The sequence below is a fragment of the Allobosea sp. 05T433 genome, from assembly GCF_056396065.1.
Genome location: NZ_JBFTKS010000026.1, coordinates 100,221 through 115,073, shown reverse-complemented (window position 1 = coordinate 115,073; position 14,853 = coordinate 100,221). Strand labels below are relative to the sequence as shown.

Here is a 14,853-nt window from a genome sequence, read left to right as displayed (position 1 = left end):
TGGCCGGCCTCCCAGTCGGCGGTGATGATCGGGGACGAGGTCAGGTACCAGCCGCCGTGGAAATTGTAGTTCACGAAGGGCTGCAGCGTCATCGCGTTGACCGCGCTGCGGTTGCTCTTGCCCGCGAAGGACCAGACATTGTTGACGAGGACGCCGACGACCCAGGGGCCTTCGATGGCCAGAGCGACGAAGGCGGGGCCGGCCGAGTACTTGCCGCTGGTCAGGGTCTTGTCGGTGCCGGTCGGGAACACGAAGGTCGGGCCGATGCCCCAGATGATGCCGTGCGTCGGCTGCTTCGGCGAGAAGAAGAAGCTCGGGTTGATGTCGCCGAGGCCGAACTCGCGCTCGCCATTCACCGTCAGGGCCGGTTGCGCGATCACCGGCGTGATCCAGCGCGTGATCAGGTTCCAGTCCTTATTCAGCGTGATCGGGATCACGGGCTGGATGTTGAGCACGTTCTGCAGCTGCTTATGCGGCCCGACATTGAAGTTGAAGTTGTTCTGGAAGGGCAGGCTGATCATGTCGGCAACGGGGTTCTGCGCCGCCTTGGCCAGATCGGCCGTGCTTTTCCCAGGTTCCTCCTGCGCGACCGCGAAAGAACTCGCCAAGCCGATTGAGATGGCGAGCGCGAACCTCAGTGCCAATCGCCCGCAGCCATCGCGCCGTGCAGACATGAGATGCTCTGTCTGAAGTCCAGACCGCCTGCAGCCAGTGGAACAGAGTTCAGTCTGGGACGCTAGACCACGCGACACCTGGCAAACGTAAAGTTGAGCCTCCGTTGTTTGCGGGACACATCTGCGCGAAGATTGTGCCGCATCTCCAATCGCCGCAACATAAGCGATTGCCCTCCAGGAACCTCTGCCAAGACCGGGGCAGCCCCCCTCCCTTCGGTTCAGGGCTCAGTCCCGATCACCTTCAGCCGGCTGGGTACGCTCCCTGCTCAGGTTGCCACGGGCGCCAGGTGCTCATCGTCGATCGAGCGCGTATCGCCTGTCTCGACCAGCGTTCGCGTGGCGTCGATCGAGGCATAGATCCAGAGGATCCTCATGCCCTCGGTCGCCGAGACGTTGCGAAACCGATGCGGCAGATCGGCGGGGATGAAGGTGATGTCGCCTGCCGCGATCGGGTACTCGACACCGTCGATTTCGGCGATGGCCTCGCCTTCCAGCAGCATGACGCTCTCTTCGCAATTGTGGCTGTGCAGCGGGATCGCAGCCCCCGGCTCGAAGATGGTGATGCCATTGATGAAGCTGGTCGAGCCCGTGCGACGCGTGACGAGCGGGACCGTTTTGGCCCCACCGCCGCGCTGGCGCGCCGGGATCTCGGACGGACGAAGAACGGCGGGCCTGGCGCGAGCCGTATCCGGATTAGTCGACATGCGATCTCTCCTGATGAATTGGGTTCAGGATCGGACGGGCCCGATCCAAGCGGCGTTCGGCTTCAGGCCGCGACACGTCCCGAAAGTTGCCGGCGCAATTCCGCGGTCACAGCCTCCGCGAAGGCATCCGTGCCCAATGTGCCGCCGATATCGCGGGTGCGCGTCGCTGGATCGTCGAGGACGACATCAACGGCGCGTTCGATCGCGCCCGCGGCCGCGATCAGCTTGGCATTGGCGTCGCGCCGGCCTCGCCAGTCCAGCAGCATCGCAGCCGAGAGAATGAGGGAGGTCGGGTTCGCCAGGTTCTGGCCTGCGATATCGGGCGCGGATCCGTGCTGGGCCTGCGCGACGCAGATGTCATGGCCGGTATTGATCGAGCCGCCGAGACCGAGGCTGCCGGACAGCTCGGACGCCTCGTCGGAGAGGATGTCTCCGAACATGTTGGTCGTCACGATCACGTCGAAGCGATCCGGCGAGCGGATGAGCAACGCGGCCGTCGCGTCGACGATCAGTTCCTCCAGCTCCACATCCGGAAAATCCTCCGCGACCTTGCGGACCTCGCTCAGGAACAGGCCATCCGACAGCTTGACCACATTGGCCTTGTGGACGGCGGTGACCTTGCGGCGGCGGCCACGCGCCAGCTCGAAGGCGGCGCGCGCGATGCGGGCCGAGGATCTCGCCGTGATCTTGCGGATGGACAACGCCATGTCGGGATCGGGCATGAACTCGCCGCCGCCGGCGAACATGTTGCGGTCCGAGTAGAATCCCTCGGTGTTCTCGCGCACGATGACCAGGTCCATCGGCTTGCGCAGGATACTCAGGCCCGCGCGCGACCGGCAGGGGCGCAGATTGGCGAAGAGCTCGAAGACGACGCGCAGCTCGGCAGAGGGATTGATGCCGCCCTTGTCGCGGGCCGGATATTCGTAATGCGAAACCGGGCCGAGGATGACACCGTCGACCTCGGGAATCCGGGTCATGACGTCCTGCGGCAAGGTCGTGCCCTGCGCCCTCAGGCTGGCGAGGCCGATCTCGCGGGTCTCGATATCGAGCCCGAGCGCCAGCGCCGCATCGGCAACGTCGAGTACCGCAAGGGTGGCGGTGGTGATCTCGGGTCCGATGCCGTCACCGGGAAGAACGAGGATTTTCATCGTGAACCTGTGGGGTTGTGTTCATCGCCGCGCGATCCGCCCCCGGGTGGTGCCCCCGGGGGCTCGTCTCAGGCTGCTGCCCGCGACAGCGCACCGTTCAACGTCGGGTGCTTCGTCAGGCCGGCATTGACGTTGACGCTGCGGTCGAGCTCGATCGTGTCGCCCTCGATGCGGAGGATGACGGTGTCGCAGAACACGGTCTCGACATAGCGCCACGTCATGACGAAGGTCGCCTCGTCGCGCCAGACGCCGCTTGCGATCACCCGCATGAGGTCCGGCTGGTAGGCGTGATGCAGGTCCTGCCCGCTCATCGTCGTCTGGCCTTCGATGCCATGCCCGAGGCCGAGCGTGATCTTGTGCGTGCCGCGGTGGTCGACGAGACGGAATTCGCAGTGCCCTGCCGCGAAGCTCAGCGACGCTTCCGATACGTGGTTGGCATTCGGCGCGAAGCGAATGGTGCGGCCGCTGATCTCGGACGCGCGAGGGCTCTGCAGCGCTCCCGCCTCGACCGGCATCGCCAGCGTCGCCAGGCGTGACGAAAGGGCCGCGTCGGCTGCCGCGGAGCCCGGCTGCGTCAGGGCCGGGAACAGCTCCGCCCAGACCGTGCTCAGAAGCCGCTTCTCGCTCAGCGGAAGGGCCGCGGTGATCGTGATCGCGGCGCGTTGCTCGGGCAACAGGATGTAATATTGCCCGAAGACGCCGGCGGCGCGGGTGCCGCCATGGGGCGTCATCCACCACTGGTAGCCATAGCCCGGGCGGATATCGGGCACGCCAGCGGGATCGGCCGGGCGATAGCGCTTGCCGTCGAACGACATCATCTCGAATTCGCCGACATGATTGTGCCGTGTCGCCCGGACCCAATCGGCCGGGATCACCTGCTGGCCGTTCCACATGCCGTCCTGGAGATGCAGGACGGAGAACTTCATCATGTCCTCAGCGGAGCAGCTCAGCCCGTTCCCGCCGGTGCCGATGCCTTCCGGCGAGACATCCCAGCTGATCTCCCCCATGCCGAGCGGGCGGAACAGGCGCGGTTCCAGATAGTCGCTGACGGTCTGCCCGGTCAGCTTCGTGACGATGGCCGACAGCATGTAGCTGGAGCCGCTGCTGTAGACGAAGCGCGTGCCGGGGCGTTCGACGACCGGCTCGTTCAGAAACGCCTCGATCCAGCTTCCGGTGAGGTAGCGCCATTCGCCGCCGGAGAGGCCGGTGCGGTGGCCCGTGCGCATGGTCAGCAGGTCCTTGACCGTCATCGCTGCGAGGTTCGGGCTGATTTCGGCCGGCAGATGCTCGGGGAAGAAATCGACGACCTTGTCGTCGAGGTCGAGCAGCCCATCGGCATGGACGAAGCCGACCGCGACGGCCGTCCAGCTCTTCGTGGCGGAATGCTGCATATGCGGGCGGTCGGGACCGAACGGCTTCCAGAAAGCCTCGGCAACGACGGCATCGTCCTTGAAGACCATGAAGCTGTGCAGTTCGAGGCCGGCGAGCTGCACAGCGTCGAGAAAGCGCGTGATCCCGGCAGCGTCGACATCGCGCGATGAAGGCGTCGCCCGCGGCAGTCGTGTCAAAGTCATGGTCCAATCCTGTTCAGCGGAAAGAGCGTCAGGGGCGGTGCGCCCGGCATCCGCGCCTGACGAGAGAGTTTGGGGATGAGCTTCGGCACCGGCGCCGGCCTGTCGGCCATCATGGCGGTGCCCGGCATGGGCTACCTGGCGATGGAGACACCCCAGGCTCGCGGTTGCCCCATGACCCAGCTCCTGTACCCGGAGACATAGGAGCGGGCAGCGCTGGTCCGGACCTCCGAGTAGAGCACGATCATCGGAACATCCTCGCGAAACATCACCTCGAGCCTGTCGATGATCGCCTGACGCTGCGCCGGGTCGGCGACCTCCATGCTTTGAGCAAGGAGCTTTTGCGCCTCGGGGTTGTCCCAGGCCTTGCGGGGCTGCTCCGCCTTGGAACCGGTGAACATCTCGAAGGACAGCGACGGGTCGAGCCGCGCGGAAAAGCCGTGCGACATCAATTGATAGGACCCCGCGAGATAGCGGTCCTGCTGCGCGCCCCATTCCAGCACGTCGAGATCGATCGTGATTCCGGCCTCCCTGGCCATGGCCTGCGCGATCACCGCCTGGTCGAACATGCTCTGGTAGCGCTTGTTGGTGATCATCCTGATCGGCTGCCCCTTGTAGCCCGCCTCCGCCAGAAGTTTCCTGGCGGTGGCGAGATCGCGCGCGATCGGCTGCGCTTGGAGCTTCCGGTGATAGGCGCTCGCCGGCGGGATCGGTGAGTTGTTGGGCTTGGCCGTTCCCTCGCTGACCTGGTCGACCAGGACGGGCAGGTCGAGGGCGAGCTGCAAGGCGCGTCGGATGCGGACATCGGACAGCAGCGGATCCTTGGTCTGAATCAGGATGTCGTTGACATTCATCACCGATGCCGAGTCCAGGGTGACGTCCTTATTGGCCTTGTACTCGGCCAGATCGGCGTTCTGGACATCGAAATTGACGTCGATATTGCCCGCCAGCAGGGCTGCCTTCGCCGTCGACTCATCCGGGATGATGGCGAAGCGCAGCTTTTGGAGCGTGGTGGACTTGTTGCCGGTGAGGCCGTCCCGCGCCCCCGGCAAGGCGGAATATCTGTCGTTGCGGACCAGATCGATGAACTGGCCGCGCCGCCATTCGCCGAGCTTGAAGGGTGCCGTCGTGACAGGCGCAAGCCATTTGCCATCGGGGCCGAGCGAGCTCCTGTGGTAGATGCCGGTGCCGCCGCAATCGGGACGGGCCAGGGTCCCGAGGAAGAGCGCGGAGGGTTTTGCAAGCGTGAATGTGACGGTTCTGGCGTCCTTGGCGACGACATCCGTCACCTTCACGGCGCCGCGCCCATCGACCTCGGAGAGGCAGCGCCAGCCGGTGGCGGGATCGGTGTAGCGCTTCCAGGCGAACAGCACGTCGTCGCTGCCGACCAGCTCGCCATTGCTGAAGTGGAGATCGTCCCGCAGCACGAAGGTATAGGTCCTGCCGTCCTCGGAGACGCTGATCGATTTCGCCAGGAGCGGACCGACGCTCGCATCCTCCCTGAAGGCGACCAGCCCTTCGAAGAGATGGTTCTGGACCGCGTCGGTATTGGCATCGCGATTGACGCCCGGATCGAGCGAACGGATATCGGCGTTGAGGCGAAGGCGGAGCGGCTGCGCCTCCTGGGCATTCGCGATGCCGGCCACGAGGCCGGAGGACAGTACCAGCAGCGTGGGCAGTCTCATCTTGATCCCCTCGTTTCTTGAGTTGGCTTCAGCTCCACGGGGCCATCGCTCCGCGGCCCATGGGCATGATCGATTCAAGGCCGCCGATCGTGCCGTCTCACTCGGGACGCCGACGGTTGCGCGCGGCACTTCCATCCTCGTTTCCGGCGAACAGACCGCGATGCGCGGCCTGGCCGGAATGCTCGGCGCGCGGATCAGGCGCCCTGCGACGCCAATGGCTGGCATCCGGATCGCCGGGTGGCCGGCGCCCTGCCCGCTGCGATCCGGCGTGCCCCCGCCGTATGGGCGGCCGCGCTGCCGCGACGGGCCGGCGATTTCATGCGGCGGGCAGTGCGAGGAAAACGGCATTGTTGCTAAGCTCTCCCCTTCAAGGGCTGCCCGGGCCCGCCGCAGCCTTGACGAGACGTATCAGAATGTTTTTTGTGATACAATGACCATTATGGACACTGAAACCGGCCGCCAGCCCACGCGCCTCCAGGAAGAGCTCGCCGGGCGCATCATGGATCTCGCCCGCGCCGACGGCGTCGCTCCGGGCGACCGCCTGAACGAGAAGACCCTGGCCGAGCGCCTGAACGTCTCCCGCTCGCCGGTGCGCGCCGCGCTTGATCTGCTGGCCACGCGCGGGCTCGTCATCCGGCGGCCGCAGCGCGGCGTCGAGTTGCTTGCCGCCTTGCCGGCGGAAGCGACCGCATCCGGCGAACGCTCCGGCGATGACGACCTGCTGGTGCGTATCGCCGCCGACCGGGACAATGGCAGGCTTGGCGACGACATCTCGGAAACGGAGCTGATGCAGCGCTACGATGCCGTGCGCCCCACGGTCCGCAGGGCGCTCGACCTGCTTGCCGATCTGAAGATGGTGGAGCGCAAACCGGGTTATGGCTGGCGGTTCCTGACGCGCTGGAGCGCAGAACTACGCCGGGAGAGCTACCGGTTCAGGCTGATCATCGAGCCGGCCGCGCTTCTCGAGCCTGGATTTGCGCTCCTGCCCGGCTTTGCCGAAGAGATGCGGCGCCAGCACGATGAAAGCCTGTCCCTGCCCTGGAGCGAATCCTCCAGCGTCGCCTTCTTCGAGATGAACGCGGCATTTCACGAGGGCCTGGCCGAGGCCTCCGGCAACCGCTTCTTCCTCGAGGCCATGCGGCGCCAGAACCGGCTGCGGCGTTTCTCGATCTATAACTGGAAGCACGGCTTTGATCGCGTGCGGGCCAACCACAGCGAGCACATGGAGATCCTGACGCGGCTGGAGGCAGGAGATGCGGAACTGGCCGCCGTACTGATGAGGCGCCATCTGGAGATCACCGGGAGTATGATCCTGCCCGCCCCGCAGTAAGTGTTTTTTGTCCGGAAGAAGTTAGCAAAACCCAGGAAGTCAGGCCGTGCAGCCTGTTCGGCCAGCTCCTGGGAATGAGGCGCGGCCGTCAGTGCGGCACGAGAACCATGTCGTCAGAGGGCGGCATGGCGCGGTCAACCGATGCCGGATGCGAGCCTAAAGAGCCGCCCCGAGGACCGGGTCGCGGCTTCCGGGAAAGCCGCGGCACCCACGGAGGGTCAGATCATCGCAACGACGACCGGCACAAGCGCCTGGCCGATATTGCGGGTGTTCTCTGCGTCCAGGTGCACGCCGTCGATGACCGAAGCCTTGGCAACCGAGGCGGCGTCGAAGAAGCTGCAGCCGCGGCGTCGGGCAACGGCGTCATATTCCGGTGCCAGGCGCCGGGATTCCGCGATATCGCGCCCGCCGACGGGCAACCCGTCCGGTGCGCGCGAGGCAGCGAAGATCGGCGGCGACACCACCAGGATCTTGGGCGCTGCGGCGCCCCAGCCATAGGGAAAGCTCTGTGCGATCTCGATGAGCCGGTCGATTCCCGCGGCAGCCCCCGCGGCCCGCCCGCAGATATGCGGCTTGAGATCATTGGCGCCCAGCATGATGATGAGCAGATCGAGCGGATAATGGCTGCCGAGCAGCGTCGGCAGGATCCGCGCGCCATTTCGGTCAGACGGCGACATGTGATCGTCGAAACAGCTGGTTCGTCCGCCCAGCCCCTCAGTCACGACGGTTGCCGCGGACCCTAGCCCGGCCGCGAGCACATTCGGCCATCGGTCCTCGAACGCATGGCGGCCGCCGTGCAGGTGGTCCGAGCCCCAGGTGAGGCTGTCGCCGAAAGCCAGGATCGTGAAGCTCATCATTCATTCCACAGCGAAGTGCGGGGCCGCGCTGCCGCGGAGGGCTCGACTGCCCTTCCCGACCGGACGCGTTGCCGTATCCGCCGGGACGGACGCGATCAAGCCCGTCGACGATCCTTGGGCGACCGACGCAGGCAACGCCTTCCCGGAGCCTCTGGACCTGCCGAGGGCAGAGCAAGGTCGTGCTGCCCCGTGGACTCATGAAAGACGGCGTGAAACGCTGCGTCAGGCTGTGGGGAGATTGCCGTGAAGATGACTATCGTCGTGAGCAGCGTGCTCTTGGGCATGCTGGGGTTGACCTCGACTGCGTCGGCGCAGTCAGGCGGGACGAGGCCGGAATGCAGGGGCATGAAGAATATGCGCGCCTGCAACTGTGCTCTCAACAATGGTGGCTCGATAACTGCCGATCCGCATCGCCCGGGCAAGATCAAATGGAACGCAGCGCCCCGGCGCACGCCCGCGCATATGGCCTTCATGAACTGCACGAATCGATCGGGGACATAATCGCCGGGACTTGAGGGCGCGTGACCTTCAAGAGCGTTCTTGGGTCCCTGCTGCTCTACGCACTGTTATTCTGCGCAAGCTTCAGCGCCAGCTTTGCCGGCCTCATCTGGCTCACGGGCGCGCCATGGGCCTCGCCGCTCGCCGAAGGGCACCGGATGCTGGCGGTCCTGTCGTTCATGATGGCCGGCGTTGCCACGGACCGGTTCTGGCGTGTGCTTCTGCTCGGTGCACAGGTCTGCGACCGGCGGCGGCAGTCGGGGGCCCTTCGGTTGTGCCCGGAATGGTTGAGAGCAGACATCTTCAACGGAAGGAACCCGGAGCTTCCGCCTGGCAGGTATTGACAGGATACGGGGACCGGGCGGCTGCTCAGTCGCTTTTCCGGTCGACTAGATGCTCAACCAACTTCATCATGCCCTGACTCGGCTACAAGCGGGCCGTGCATATGGGGCGATGGCTTCGAGCGACCGGAGCAAGGCGACATTCCGCTCACGGCCCTGTTTCCGCCCTTGCTTCCGGTCTCATCGGGTTCTTCGCGTCCCTGCCCGCGCAGGCACAGTGCGTACCCGATCCGCCCGGAGCCGGGGCGATCGTGACCTGCTCGGGTACGGACGCCGATGGTTTTGCGGCGCCGGCCAACACGCCCGTCACCATCACGGTCGCGCCGGGCGCAACCGTCCAGCAGGCACCAGCGACCGGTCAGGCTGTCACCTTCGGGCTGAACACGGCCGGGAACCTGCTCAACAATAACGGCTCGATCATCGCATCCGGAAGCGCTGCCACCCCCCTCACCGGCGTGGCCTTCTCGTCCGGGACCGGGGCCGGGACGAGCGTTCTCACCAATCTCGGCATCATCTCCGCGACGAATGCCGGAGCCGGCAATGCGCTCGGCATGTCCTTCTTGCAAGGCAACGCGGGCTCACCATCCGGATCGCCAATGCCGCTGGTGCGACGATTGCCGGGACTGCGACGGGAGGCGGCGCAGGCATCGGCGTGAACCAGAGTTTTGCCGCCGGCGCGTCGGCGCGCGCGCTGGTGTTTGACAATAGCGGCATCGTTCGCGGATCGACCAACGGGATCGCGGCCGGCACCGGCGCCTCCAGCGCGGCTCAGACCATCACCATCAATAATGGCGTCGGCGGCGCGGCCGCGCAGATCCATGGCGGAACCGGCCCCGCAATCACCTTTGCCGGCAACGGGCTCAATACCGTCAACAACCTCGCCACGGGCACGATCAACGGCGATATCGTCATCACGGGGAACGCGCCGCTCATCATCGACAATTCCGGCACCATCAATGGCAATGTCAGCCAGGGCAACGGAGCCGATACCTTCATCATGCGCGGCGGCCTGGTGAACGGCACCGTCGACCAGGGCAGCGGCCTCGGCGATGGCGTCGACCGCTTCGTGATGGCCGGCGGCACGATCAACAGCAACGTCAACCAGGGCGGCGAACTCGATTTCGCGACGGTGTCCGGCGGCGTCATCACCGGTGGGCTGAACGAAGGCGACTTCGTCACGGTCACCGGCGGCCAGATCGGCTCGATCGACATGACGCTCGCCAACAATGTGCTGACCATGTCTGGCGGGTTGATCGTCACCAACGTTCTGGCGGCCCAGAACAACGACACGCTCAACCTGTCCGGCGGGCGCATCGGCGGCTTCGTCAATTTCGGCAATGGCGACAACGTCTTCACCATCTCCGGGGGCAGCGTCGGCGGTTTCCTGCTCAGCGGCACCGGAGCCGACACGGTGAACTGGACCGGCGGCGGCGTGCTCGAAACCGGCTTCCGGCTCGGCGCGGGCAACGACGTGGCCGTCTTCACCGGCCTGACGGCTGCGAATATCGTCCCGACGGCCATCATCGATGGCGGCCCCGGCATCGATCGGCTGACCTGGAACAATACGAGCGCCACCGGCGTCGCGCGTTTGATCAACTGGGAGCTGTTCGAGCTCACCAACAACTCGCAGCTGACTTTTGCCAGCACACTGACGCTCGGCGACGCCGGAACCGGGACGGGCACGCTGTCGATCGATGCGACCAGCACTGTCTTCGCCGGGAATGGAGTGCATGCGATCGCGCCCTTCACGCCGGGCCAGCTGGTGACGGTCACCAATGCCGGCACGATCGATCTGACCAACGGCCCGGCCGCCGCAAGCGACAGCCTCACGATCATCGGGAATTATGCCGGCCAGAATGCGCGGATGCGGTTGCAGACGGTGCTGGGAGACAGCGCCTCGCCATCGGACCAGTTGATCATCTCCGGCGGCTCGGCGAGCGGGCAGACCCGAATCACGATCCTCAACCTCGGCGGAACCGGCGCTCCGACATTCGGCAGCGGCATCAAGGTGGTCGACACCCTGAACGGCGGCACGACTGCAGCTGGAGCCTTCAGCCAGGCCGGGCCGATCGCGGCCGGCGCCTTCGAATACGCGCTCTATCGCGGCGGCATCGCGGCCGGCACCGAGCAGAACTGGTATCTCCGCTCCACCCTGCCCCCACCGACAACCGTGGTGCCGCAGCCACAACTGGCTGCAGGCGCCGAGAATGCCATCCTGGCGCCGTCGCCGGGCGCGCCGACGATTGCAAGCCCGGACGGGCCGGTGGTTGCGCTCTATCGTCCGGAAGTCGCGACCAACGCGATCACGCCCGCGACCGCGCATGCTGGCGCTCGGTACGCTCGGCACCTTCCACGAGCGCCAGGGCGACCAGGACCTGCTGCGGGGAACCGGCATCGCCTCTGCCGGCTGGGGACGCGTCTTCGGCCAGCATCGCGAGCAGCGCTTCTCGGGCGATGTCAGTCCGGAGTTCAAGGGCAGCATCATCGGCCTGCAGACCGGCCTCGATCTTTACGGCGTCGACTGGCAAAGCGGCCATCGCGACCGTTTCGGCGCCTTCTTCGGCTATGGACGGGCCGAGGGCGATGTCCGCGGCTTCGCCCTTGGGCAGCTGCGCGCCTCCACCGGCAAGCTCGGGCTCGATTCCTACAGCGTCGGCGCCTACTGGACCCATGTCGGACCGGCCGGCTGGTATCTCGACACCGTCCTGATGAACAGCTGGCTCAATGGCACGCCCCGTTCCGACCGCGGCATCCGGTCGGACGCCGATGGCACGGTCTTCACCGGCTCGGTCGAGGCGGGCTACCCGATCGCGCTTGGCGGCGGCCTTATCCTGGAGCCGCAGGGCCAGCTCATCTGGCAACGCACATCGTTCGATCAGACCCGGGATCTGTTTTCCGCGATCAGCCAGGACAGCAGCGACGCGCTGACGGGCAGGATCGGCGCGCGACTGCGCGGCAGCCTGCTCTGGGGCACGACCGAGATCAGACCCTATCTCACCGCCAATCTCTGGCGCAGCTTCGGCGGCAACGACAAGACGCTGTTCGACACCAACCTCGTCACGACACAACGCGGCGCGACCGCATTCGAAATCGGCGGCGGCGTCACCGCGCAGGTCACGCAAGCCATCAGCCTCTACGCCGAGGCGAGCTATCTGACGAATGCCGATTCGAACCACAGCCGGGGCTTCGGCGGCAATGTCGGGCTGCGCGTGACATGGTAGCGGCGATCGGGCCTGACATCCGCCGCAGCCCGTGCGCCCGGCCCGGGCTTGGAGATCACTCGCACGGCGTCAGTGAAGCCGGGTTCGCCCAATGACCGTCGAAAAGCCCCGCCTGGCGAGGCGGGGCTTCCATACGTGGCGCAAAGCCCGAGTTGGTGGCCGCTACATCTTGTAGATGTCGCGATCCTTGGTCTCCGGCAGGAAGATCAGGCCGATGATGAAGGTCATCATCGCGATGATGATCGGATACCAGAGGCCCGAGAAGATGTTGCCGGTGGCCACCACGATGGCGAAGGCGGTGGGGGGCAGGAAGCCGCCGAACCAGCCATTGCCGATGTGGTAGGGCAGCGACATGCCCGTATACCGAATGCGTGTCGGGAAGAGCTCGACGAGCAGCGCGGCGATTGGCCCGTAGACCATCGTCACGAAGATAACGAGGAGGAACAGCAGGCCGACAAGAGTCAGTGCCCGGCTATCCGCGAACAGGGCTCCCAGCGACTGAACCTTCAGGATCGATGCATCGCCGGCCTTGGGGTATCCGGCGGCGTAAGCCGCATCGACGACCGCGGCGCCTGCCTTCTCGCCGGGATTGGCGACATCGGTCCCATTCACCTTGACGGCGACCGGTGCGCCGGCCGCGCCGGGCTTCAGATCATAGTGCATCGAGGTCGACGCGAGCGTGCGCCGGACGAGGTCGCAGGGCGCAGTGAAGACGCGCACGCCGACCGGGTCGAACAGCGAGCCGCAGGTTGCGGGATCGGCGGTGATGTCGATCTTCACACTCTCCGTCGCGGTCACCAGCTTCGGATTGGCGACGGTAGCGATCTTGGTGAAGAGCGGGAAATAGCTCAGCGCCGCGACCAGCAATCCAGCCAGCAGGACCGGCTTGCGGCCGATCTTGTCCGATAGGCTGCCGAAGAAGACGAAGAAGGGTGTGCCGAGCAAAAGCGCCAAGGCCAGGATCAGGTAGGTCGTGGTCGCGTCGACCTTCAGCGTCTGCGTCAGGAAGATGAGCGCATAAAATTGCCCAGCATACCAGACGACGGCCTGGCCCGCCGTACCGCCGAGGAGCGCGATGATCGCGATCCTGGCGTTGGACCAGGTGCCGAACGCCTCGGTGAGCGGGGCCTTTGACTGGCTGCCTTCTTCCTTCATGCGTTGGAAAGCCGGCGATTCAGCGAGCTGCAACCGGATCCAGATGGAGAAGCCGAGCAGGATGATCGAAAGCAGGAACGGCACACGCCATCCCCAAGCGTTGAAAGATTCGGTCGACATGCTGAAGCGCAGCCCCAGGATGACCGCCAGCGCCAGGAAGAGGCCGAAGGTTGCGGTGATCTGAATCCAGCTCGTGTAAAAACCGCGACGGCCCTGCGGGGCGTGTTCGGCGACATAGGTCGCGGCGCCGCCATACTCGCCGCCGAGCGCCAGGCCCTGTAGCAGGCGACAGATGATAAAGGCGATCGGGGCCGCGATGCCGATCGTGGCATAGCCAGGCAGGACGCCGACGAGGAAGGTCGCGAGGCCCATGATCGTCATGGTGACGAGGAAGGTGTATTTGCGGCCGATCAAATCGCCGACTCGGCCGAACACGAGCGCGCCGAACGGCCGCACGGCGAAACCGGCTGCAAAACTGAAGAGCACGAAGATGAATTTCGCCGTATCGTTGTCGCCGGGCACGAAACTGGCGGCGATGTTCGCGGCGAGCGGGATGGTGAGGTAGAAATCGTACCACTCGAAGACCGTGCCGGCCGACGAGGCGATGATGACCTTGCGTTCTTCTCTGGACATCGGTCGGGGCGCGTCAGCCGCCCCCGGTGCTTGCGCAGCCACGTTCATAACGCGATCTCCCTGCTCAATCCCCCCGCAGCCTGATCATTCGGGCCGGATCAAACGATTGCCCGAGATCGGCACTTGCGCAATCCGGCACTTAGTCTTGCATCGTTTGTCGTACGACTAGACTCAGAATTCGTTGATTGGAGCCAGACGATGACGGTTGCGGCGGGATAGATGGCCGAGAAGAAAATGGGGGCGTATCAGTCGTAATCTATGGCGATGCGTCGCCAGTCTTTAAGCTTGGCGAAGAGGTTCGCGACCTTGTGGCGCTGGCGATAGACCCCTTGTCGTAGGAACACGGGATTTTTCGGCTTCTGCTCGATGGAATGCAGGGTTCGATGTCTCTGGCACCCGGCGCCTGGCTGGTCGGTGGGTTGAGACGGACCTCTTGGAGACGCCCTGGTGCCGATCACTTGCCACCTTCTTGCCGGGCACCTTACGGCCTAAGCTGTGGCATCGGAGGAGAGTGAACGATGGCTACCCTGGAACGAGCGATCGGTATTGCGGCAGAGGCTCACGCCGGCCAGCTCGACAAGACCGGCGCACCCTATATCGCCCATCCGATGCGGCTGATGGCGCGCTTCCTGGCAGGCGGCAACGAGGAATCGGCGATTATCGCGGCGCTGCACGATGTCGTGCAGGATTCGAAATGGACCCTCCACGACCTTCACCGCGAGGGCTTCTCCCAGGAGATCCTGTCTGCGCTCGAAGCCCTGACCCGTCGCGACGGCGAGGAATACGTGGACTATATCCGGCGCGCCGCAGCCCATCCGCTGGCGCGCTTCGTCAAGGAGGCGGATATCCGCGACAACCTGGCGGAAGAACGGATGAACAAGGTCTATGACCGCGAGAGGCTTTTCAACAAATATTCCGTGGGGTTGCGTGTGATCGCTGAGACGCCGCTCAAGCGCTAGGGCGCAGCCCGTAGACCAGCAGCCGTCACCAAGGGCGACGGCTGCCATGGCTGTCTTTGGATCGGCCCGAAAACCGC

At 65.3% G+C, this 14,853-nt stretch carries 12 protein-coding genes and 1 pseudogene; 5 read left to right on the top strand and 8 right to left on the bottom strand.

Annotated features, from left to right (window positions below):
* The 5 genes from AC1DGP_RS27735 to AC1DGP_RS27715 form a co-directional block, all read right to left on the bottom strand.
* Positions 1-674: hypothetical protein (locus AC1DGP_RS27735; protein ID WP_441506808.1), on the bottom strand; the 674-nt coding region annotated here is incomplete at its 3' end.
* Between the two features lie 266 nt (positions 675-940).
* Complete coding sequence (locus AC1DGP_RS27730) at positions 941-1,378, bottom strand: cupin domain-containing protein (RefSeq protein WP_441506809.1); 438 nt, start codon at positions 1,376-1,378, stop codon at positions 941-943.
* A gap of 62 nt (positions 1,379-1,440) precedes the next feature.
* Entirely contained in the window at positions 1,441-2,526 is a 1,086-nt protein-coding gene (locus tag AC1DGP_RS27725) for an isocitrate/isopropylmalate dehydrogenase family protein (protein WP_441506810.1), read from the bottom strand.
* 68 nt (positions 2,527-2,594) lie between these two features.
* Positions 2,595-4,100, bottom strand: coding sequence for a serine hydrolase domain-containing protein (locus tag AC1DGP_RS27720; protein WP_441506811.1), 1,506 nt, complete (start codon positions 4,098-4,100; stop codon positions 2,595-2,597).
* Between the two features lie 131 nt (positions 4,101-4,231).
* Entirely contained in the window at positions 4,232-5,782 is a 1,551-nt protein-coding gene (locus tag AC1DGP_RS27715) for an ABC transporter substrate-binding protein (RefSeq protein ID WP_476832737.1), read from the bottom strand.
* 439 nt (positions 5,783-6,221) lie between these two features.
* On the opposite strand from AC1DGP_RS27715, the gene AC1DGP_RS27710 reads away from it, so the two are divergent.
* Positions 6,222-7,112, top strand: a complete 891-nt coding sequence (locus AC1DGP_RS27710; RefSeq protein ID WP_441506813.1) for a GntR family transcriptional regulator — start codon at positions 6,222-6,224, stop codon at positions 7,110-7,112.
* Between the two features lie 218 nt (positions 7,113-7,330).
* On the opposite strand, the gene AC1DGP_RS27705 is transcribed toward AC1DGP_RS27710, so the two are convergent.
* A complete protein-coding gene (locus AC1DGP_RS27705; RefSeq protein ID WP_441506814.1) occupies positions 7,331-7,966 on the bottom strand; it encodes an SGNH/GDSL hydrolase family protein in 636 nt (211 codons plus the stop codon).
* A gap of 524 nt (positions 7,967-8,490) precedes the next feature.
* Here AC1DGP_RS27705 and AC1DGP_RS27700 point away from each other — a divergent pair.
* A complete protein-coding gene (locus tag AC1DGP_RS27700) occupies positions 8,491-8,811 on the top strand; it encodes a hypothetical protein (protein ID WP_441506815.1) in 321 nt (106 codons plus the stop codon).
* A gap of 355 nt (positions 8,812-9,166) precedes the next feature.
* Here AC1DGP_RS27700 and AC1DGP_RS27695 read toward each other — a convergent pair whose 3' ends face one another.
* Complete coding sequence (locus tag AC1DGP_RS27695; protein WP_476832736.1) at positions 9,167-10,540, bottom strand: hypothetical protein; 1,374 nt, start codon at positions 10,538-10,540, stop codon at positions 9,167-9,169.
* Here AC1DGP_RS27695 and AC1DGP_RS27690 point away from each other — a divergent pair.
* Positions 10,535-10,894: pseudogene (locus tag AC1DGP_RS27690) on the top strand (autotransporter outer membrane beta-barrel domain-containing protein); the annotation flags it as partial. The gene AC1DGP_RS27695 and the pseudogene AC1DGP_RS27690 sit on opposite strands and share 6 nt — an antisense overlap.
* 235 nt (positions 10,895-11,129) lie before the next feature.
* A complete protein-coding gene (locus tag AC1DGP_RS27685) occupies positions 11,130-12,029 on the top strand; it encodes an autotransporter family protein (protein ID WP_441506817.1) in 900 nt (299 codons plus the stop codon).
* A 162-nt stretch (positions 12,030-12,191) separates the two neighbouring features.
* On the opposite strand, the gene AC1DGP_RS27680 is transcribed toward AC1DGP_RS27685, so the two are convergent.
* Positions 12,192-13,817, bottom strand: a complete 1,626-nt coding sequence (locus AC1DGP_RS27680; protein WP_441506818.1) for an MFS transporter — start codon at positions 13,815-13,817, stop codon at positions 12,192-12,194.
* 518 nt (positions 13,818-14,335) lie between these two features.
* Between AC1DGP_RS27680 and AC1DGP_RS27675 the strand changes: the two genes are divergently transcribed.
* Positions 14,336-14,776 carry an HD domain-containing protein gene (locus AC1DGP_RS27675; RefSeq protein ID WP_476768215.1) on the top strand — a complete coding sequence of 147 codons (441 nt, stop codon included), beginning with the start codon at positions 14,336-14,338 and terminating at the stop codon, positions 14,774-14,776.
* Positions 14,777-14,853: the final 77 nt, after the last annotated feature.

What these genes read in the sequence shown, in the direction of transcription:
- AC1DGP_RS27715 (WP_476832737.1), bottom strand. Translation starts at nt 5,782, where the DNA reads ATGAGACTGCCCACGCTGCTGGTACTGTCCTCCGGCCTCGTGGCCGGC.
- AC1DGP_RS27720 (WP_441506811.1), bottom strand. Translation starts at nt 4,100, where the DNA reads ATGACTTTGACACGACTGCCGCGGGCGACGCCTTCATCGCGCGATGTC.
- AC1DGP_RS27705 (WP_441506814.1), bottom strand. Translation starts at nt 7,966, where the DNA reads ATGAGCTTCACGATCCTGGCTTTCGGCGACAGCCTCACCTGGGGCTCG.
- AC1DGP_RS27695 (WP_476832736.1), bottom strand. Translation starts at nt 10,540, where the DNA reads ATGCACTCCATTCCCGGCGAAGACAGTGCTGGTCGCATCGATCGACAG.
- AC1DGP_RS27710 (WP_441506813.1), top strand. Translation starts at nt 6,222, where the DNA reads ATGGACACTGAAACCGGCCGCCAGCCCACGCGCCTCCAGGAAGAGCTC.
- AC1DGP_RS27685 (WP_441506817.1), top strand. Translation starts at nt 11,130, where the DNA reads ATGCTGGCGCTCGGTACGCTCGGCACCTTCCACGAGCGCCAGGGCGAC.
- AC1DGP_RS27725 (WP_441506810.1), bottom strand. Translation starts at nt 2,526, where the DNA reads ATGAAAATCCTCGTTCTTCCCGGTGACGGCATCGGACCCGAGATCACC.
- AC1DGP_RS27680 (WP_441506818.1), bottom strand. Translation starts at nt 13,817, where the DNA reads ATGTCCAGAGAAGAACGCAAGGTCATCATCGCCTCGTCGGCCGGCACG.
- AC1DGP_RS27675 (WP_476768215.1), top strand. Translation starts at nt 14,336, where the DNA reads ATGGCTACCCTGGAACGAGCGATCGGTATTGCGGCAGAGGCTCACGCC.
- AC1DGP_RS27730 (WP_441506809.1), bottom strand. Translation starts at nt 1,378, where the DNA reads ATGTCGACTAATCCGGATACGGCTCGCGCCAGGCCCGCCGTTCTTCGT.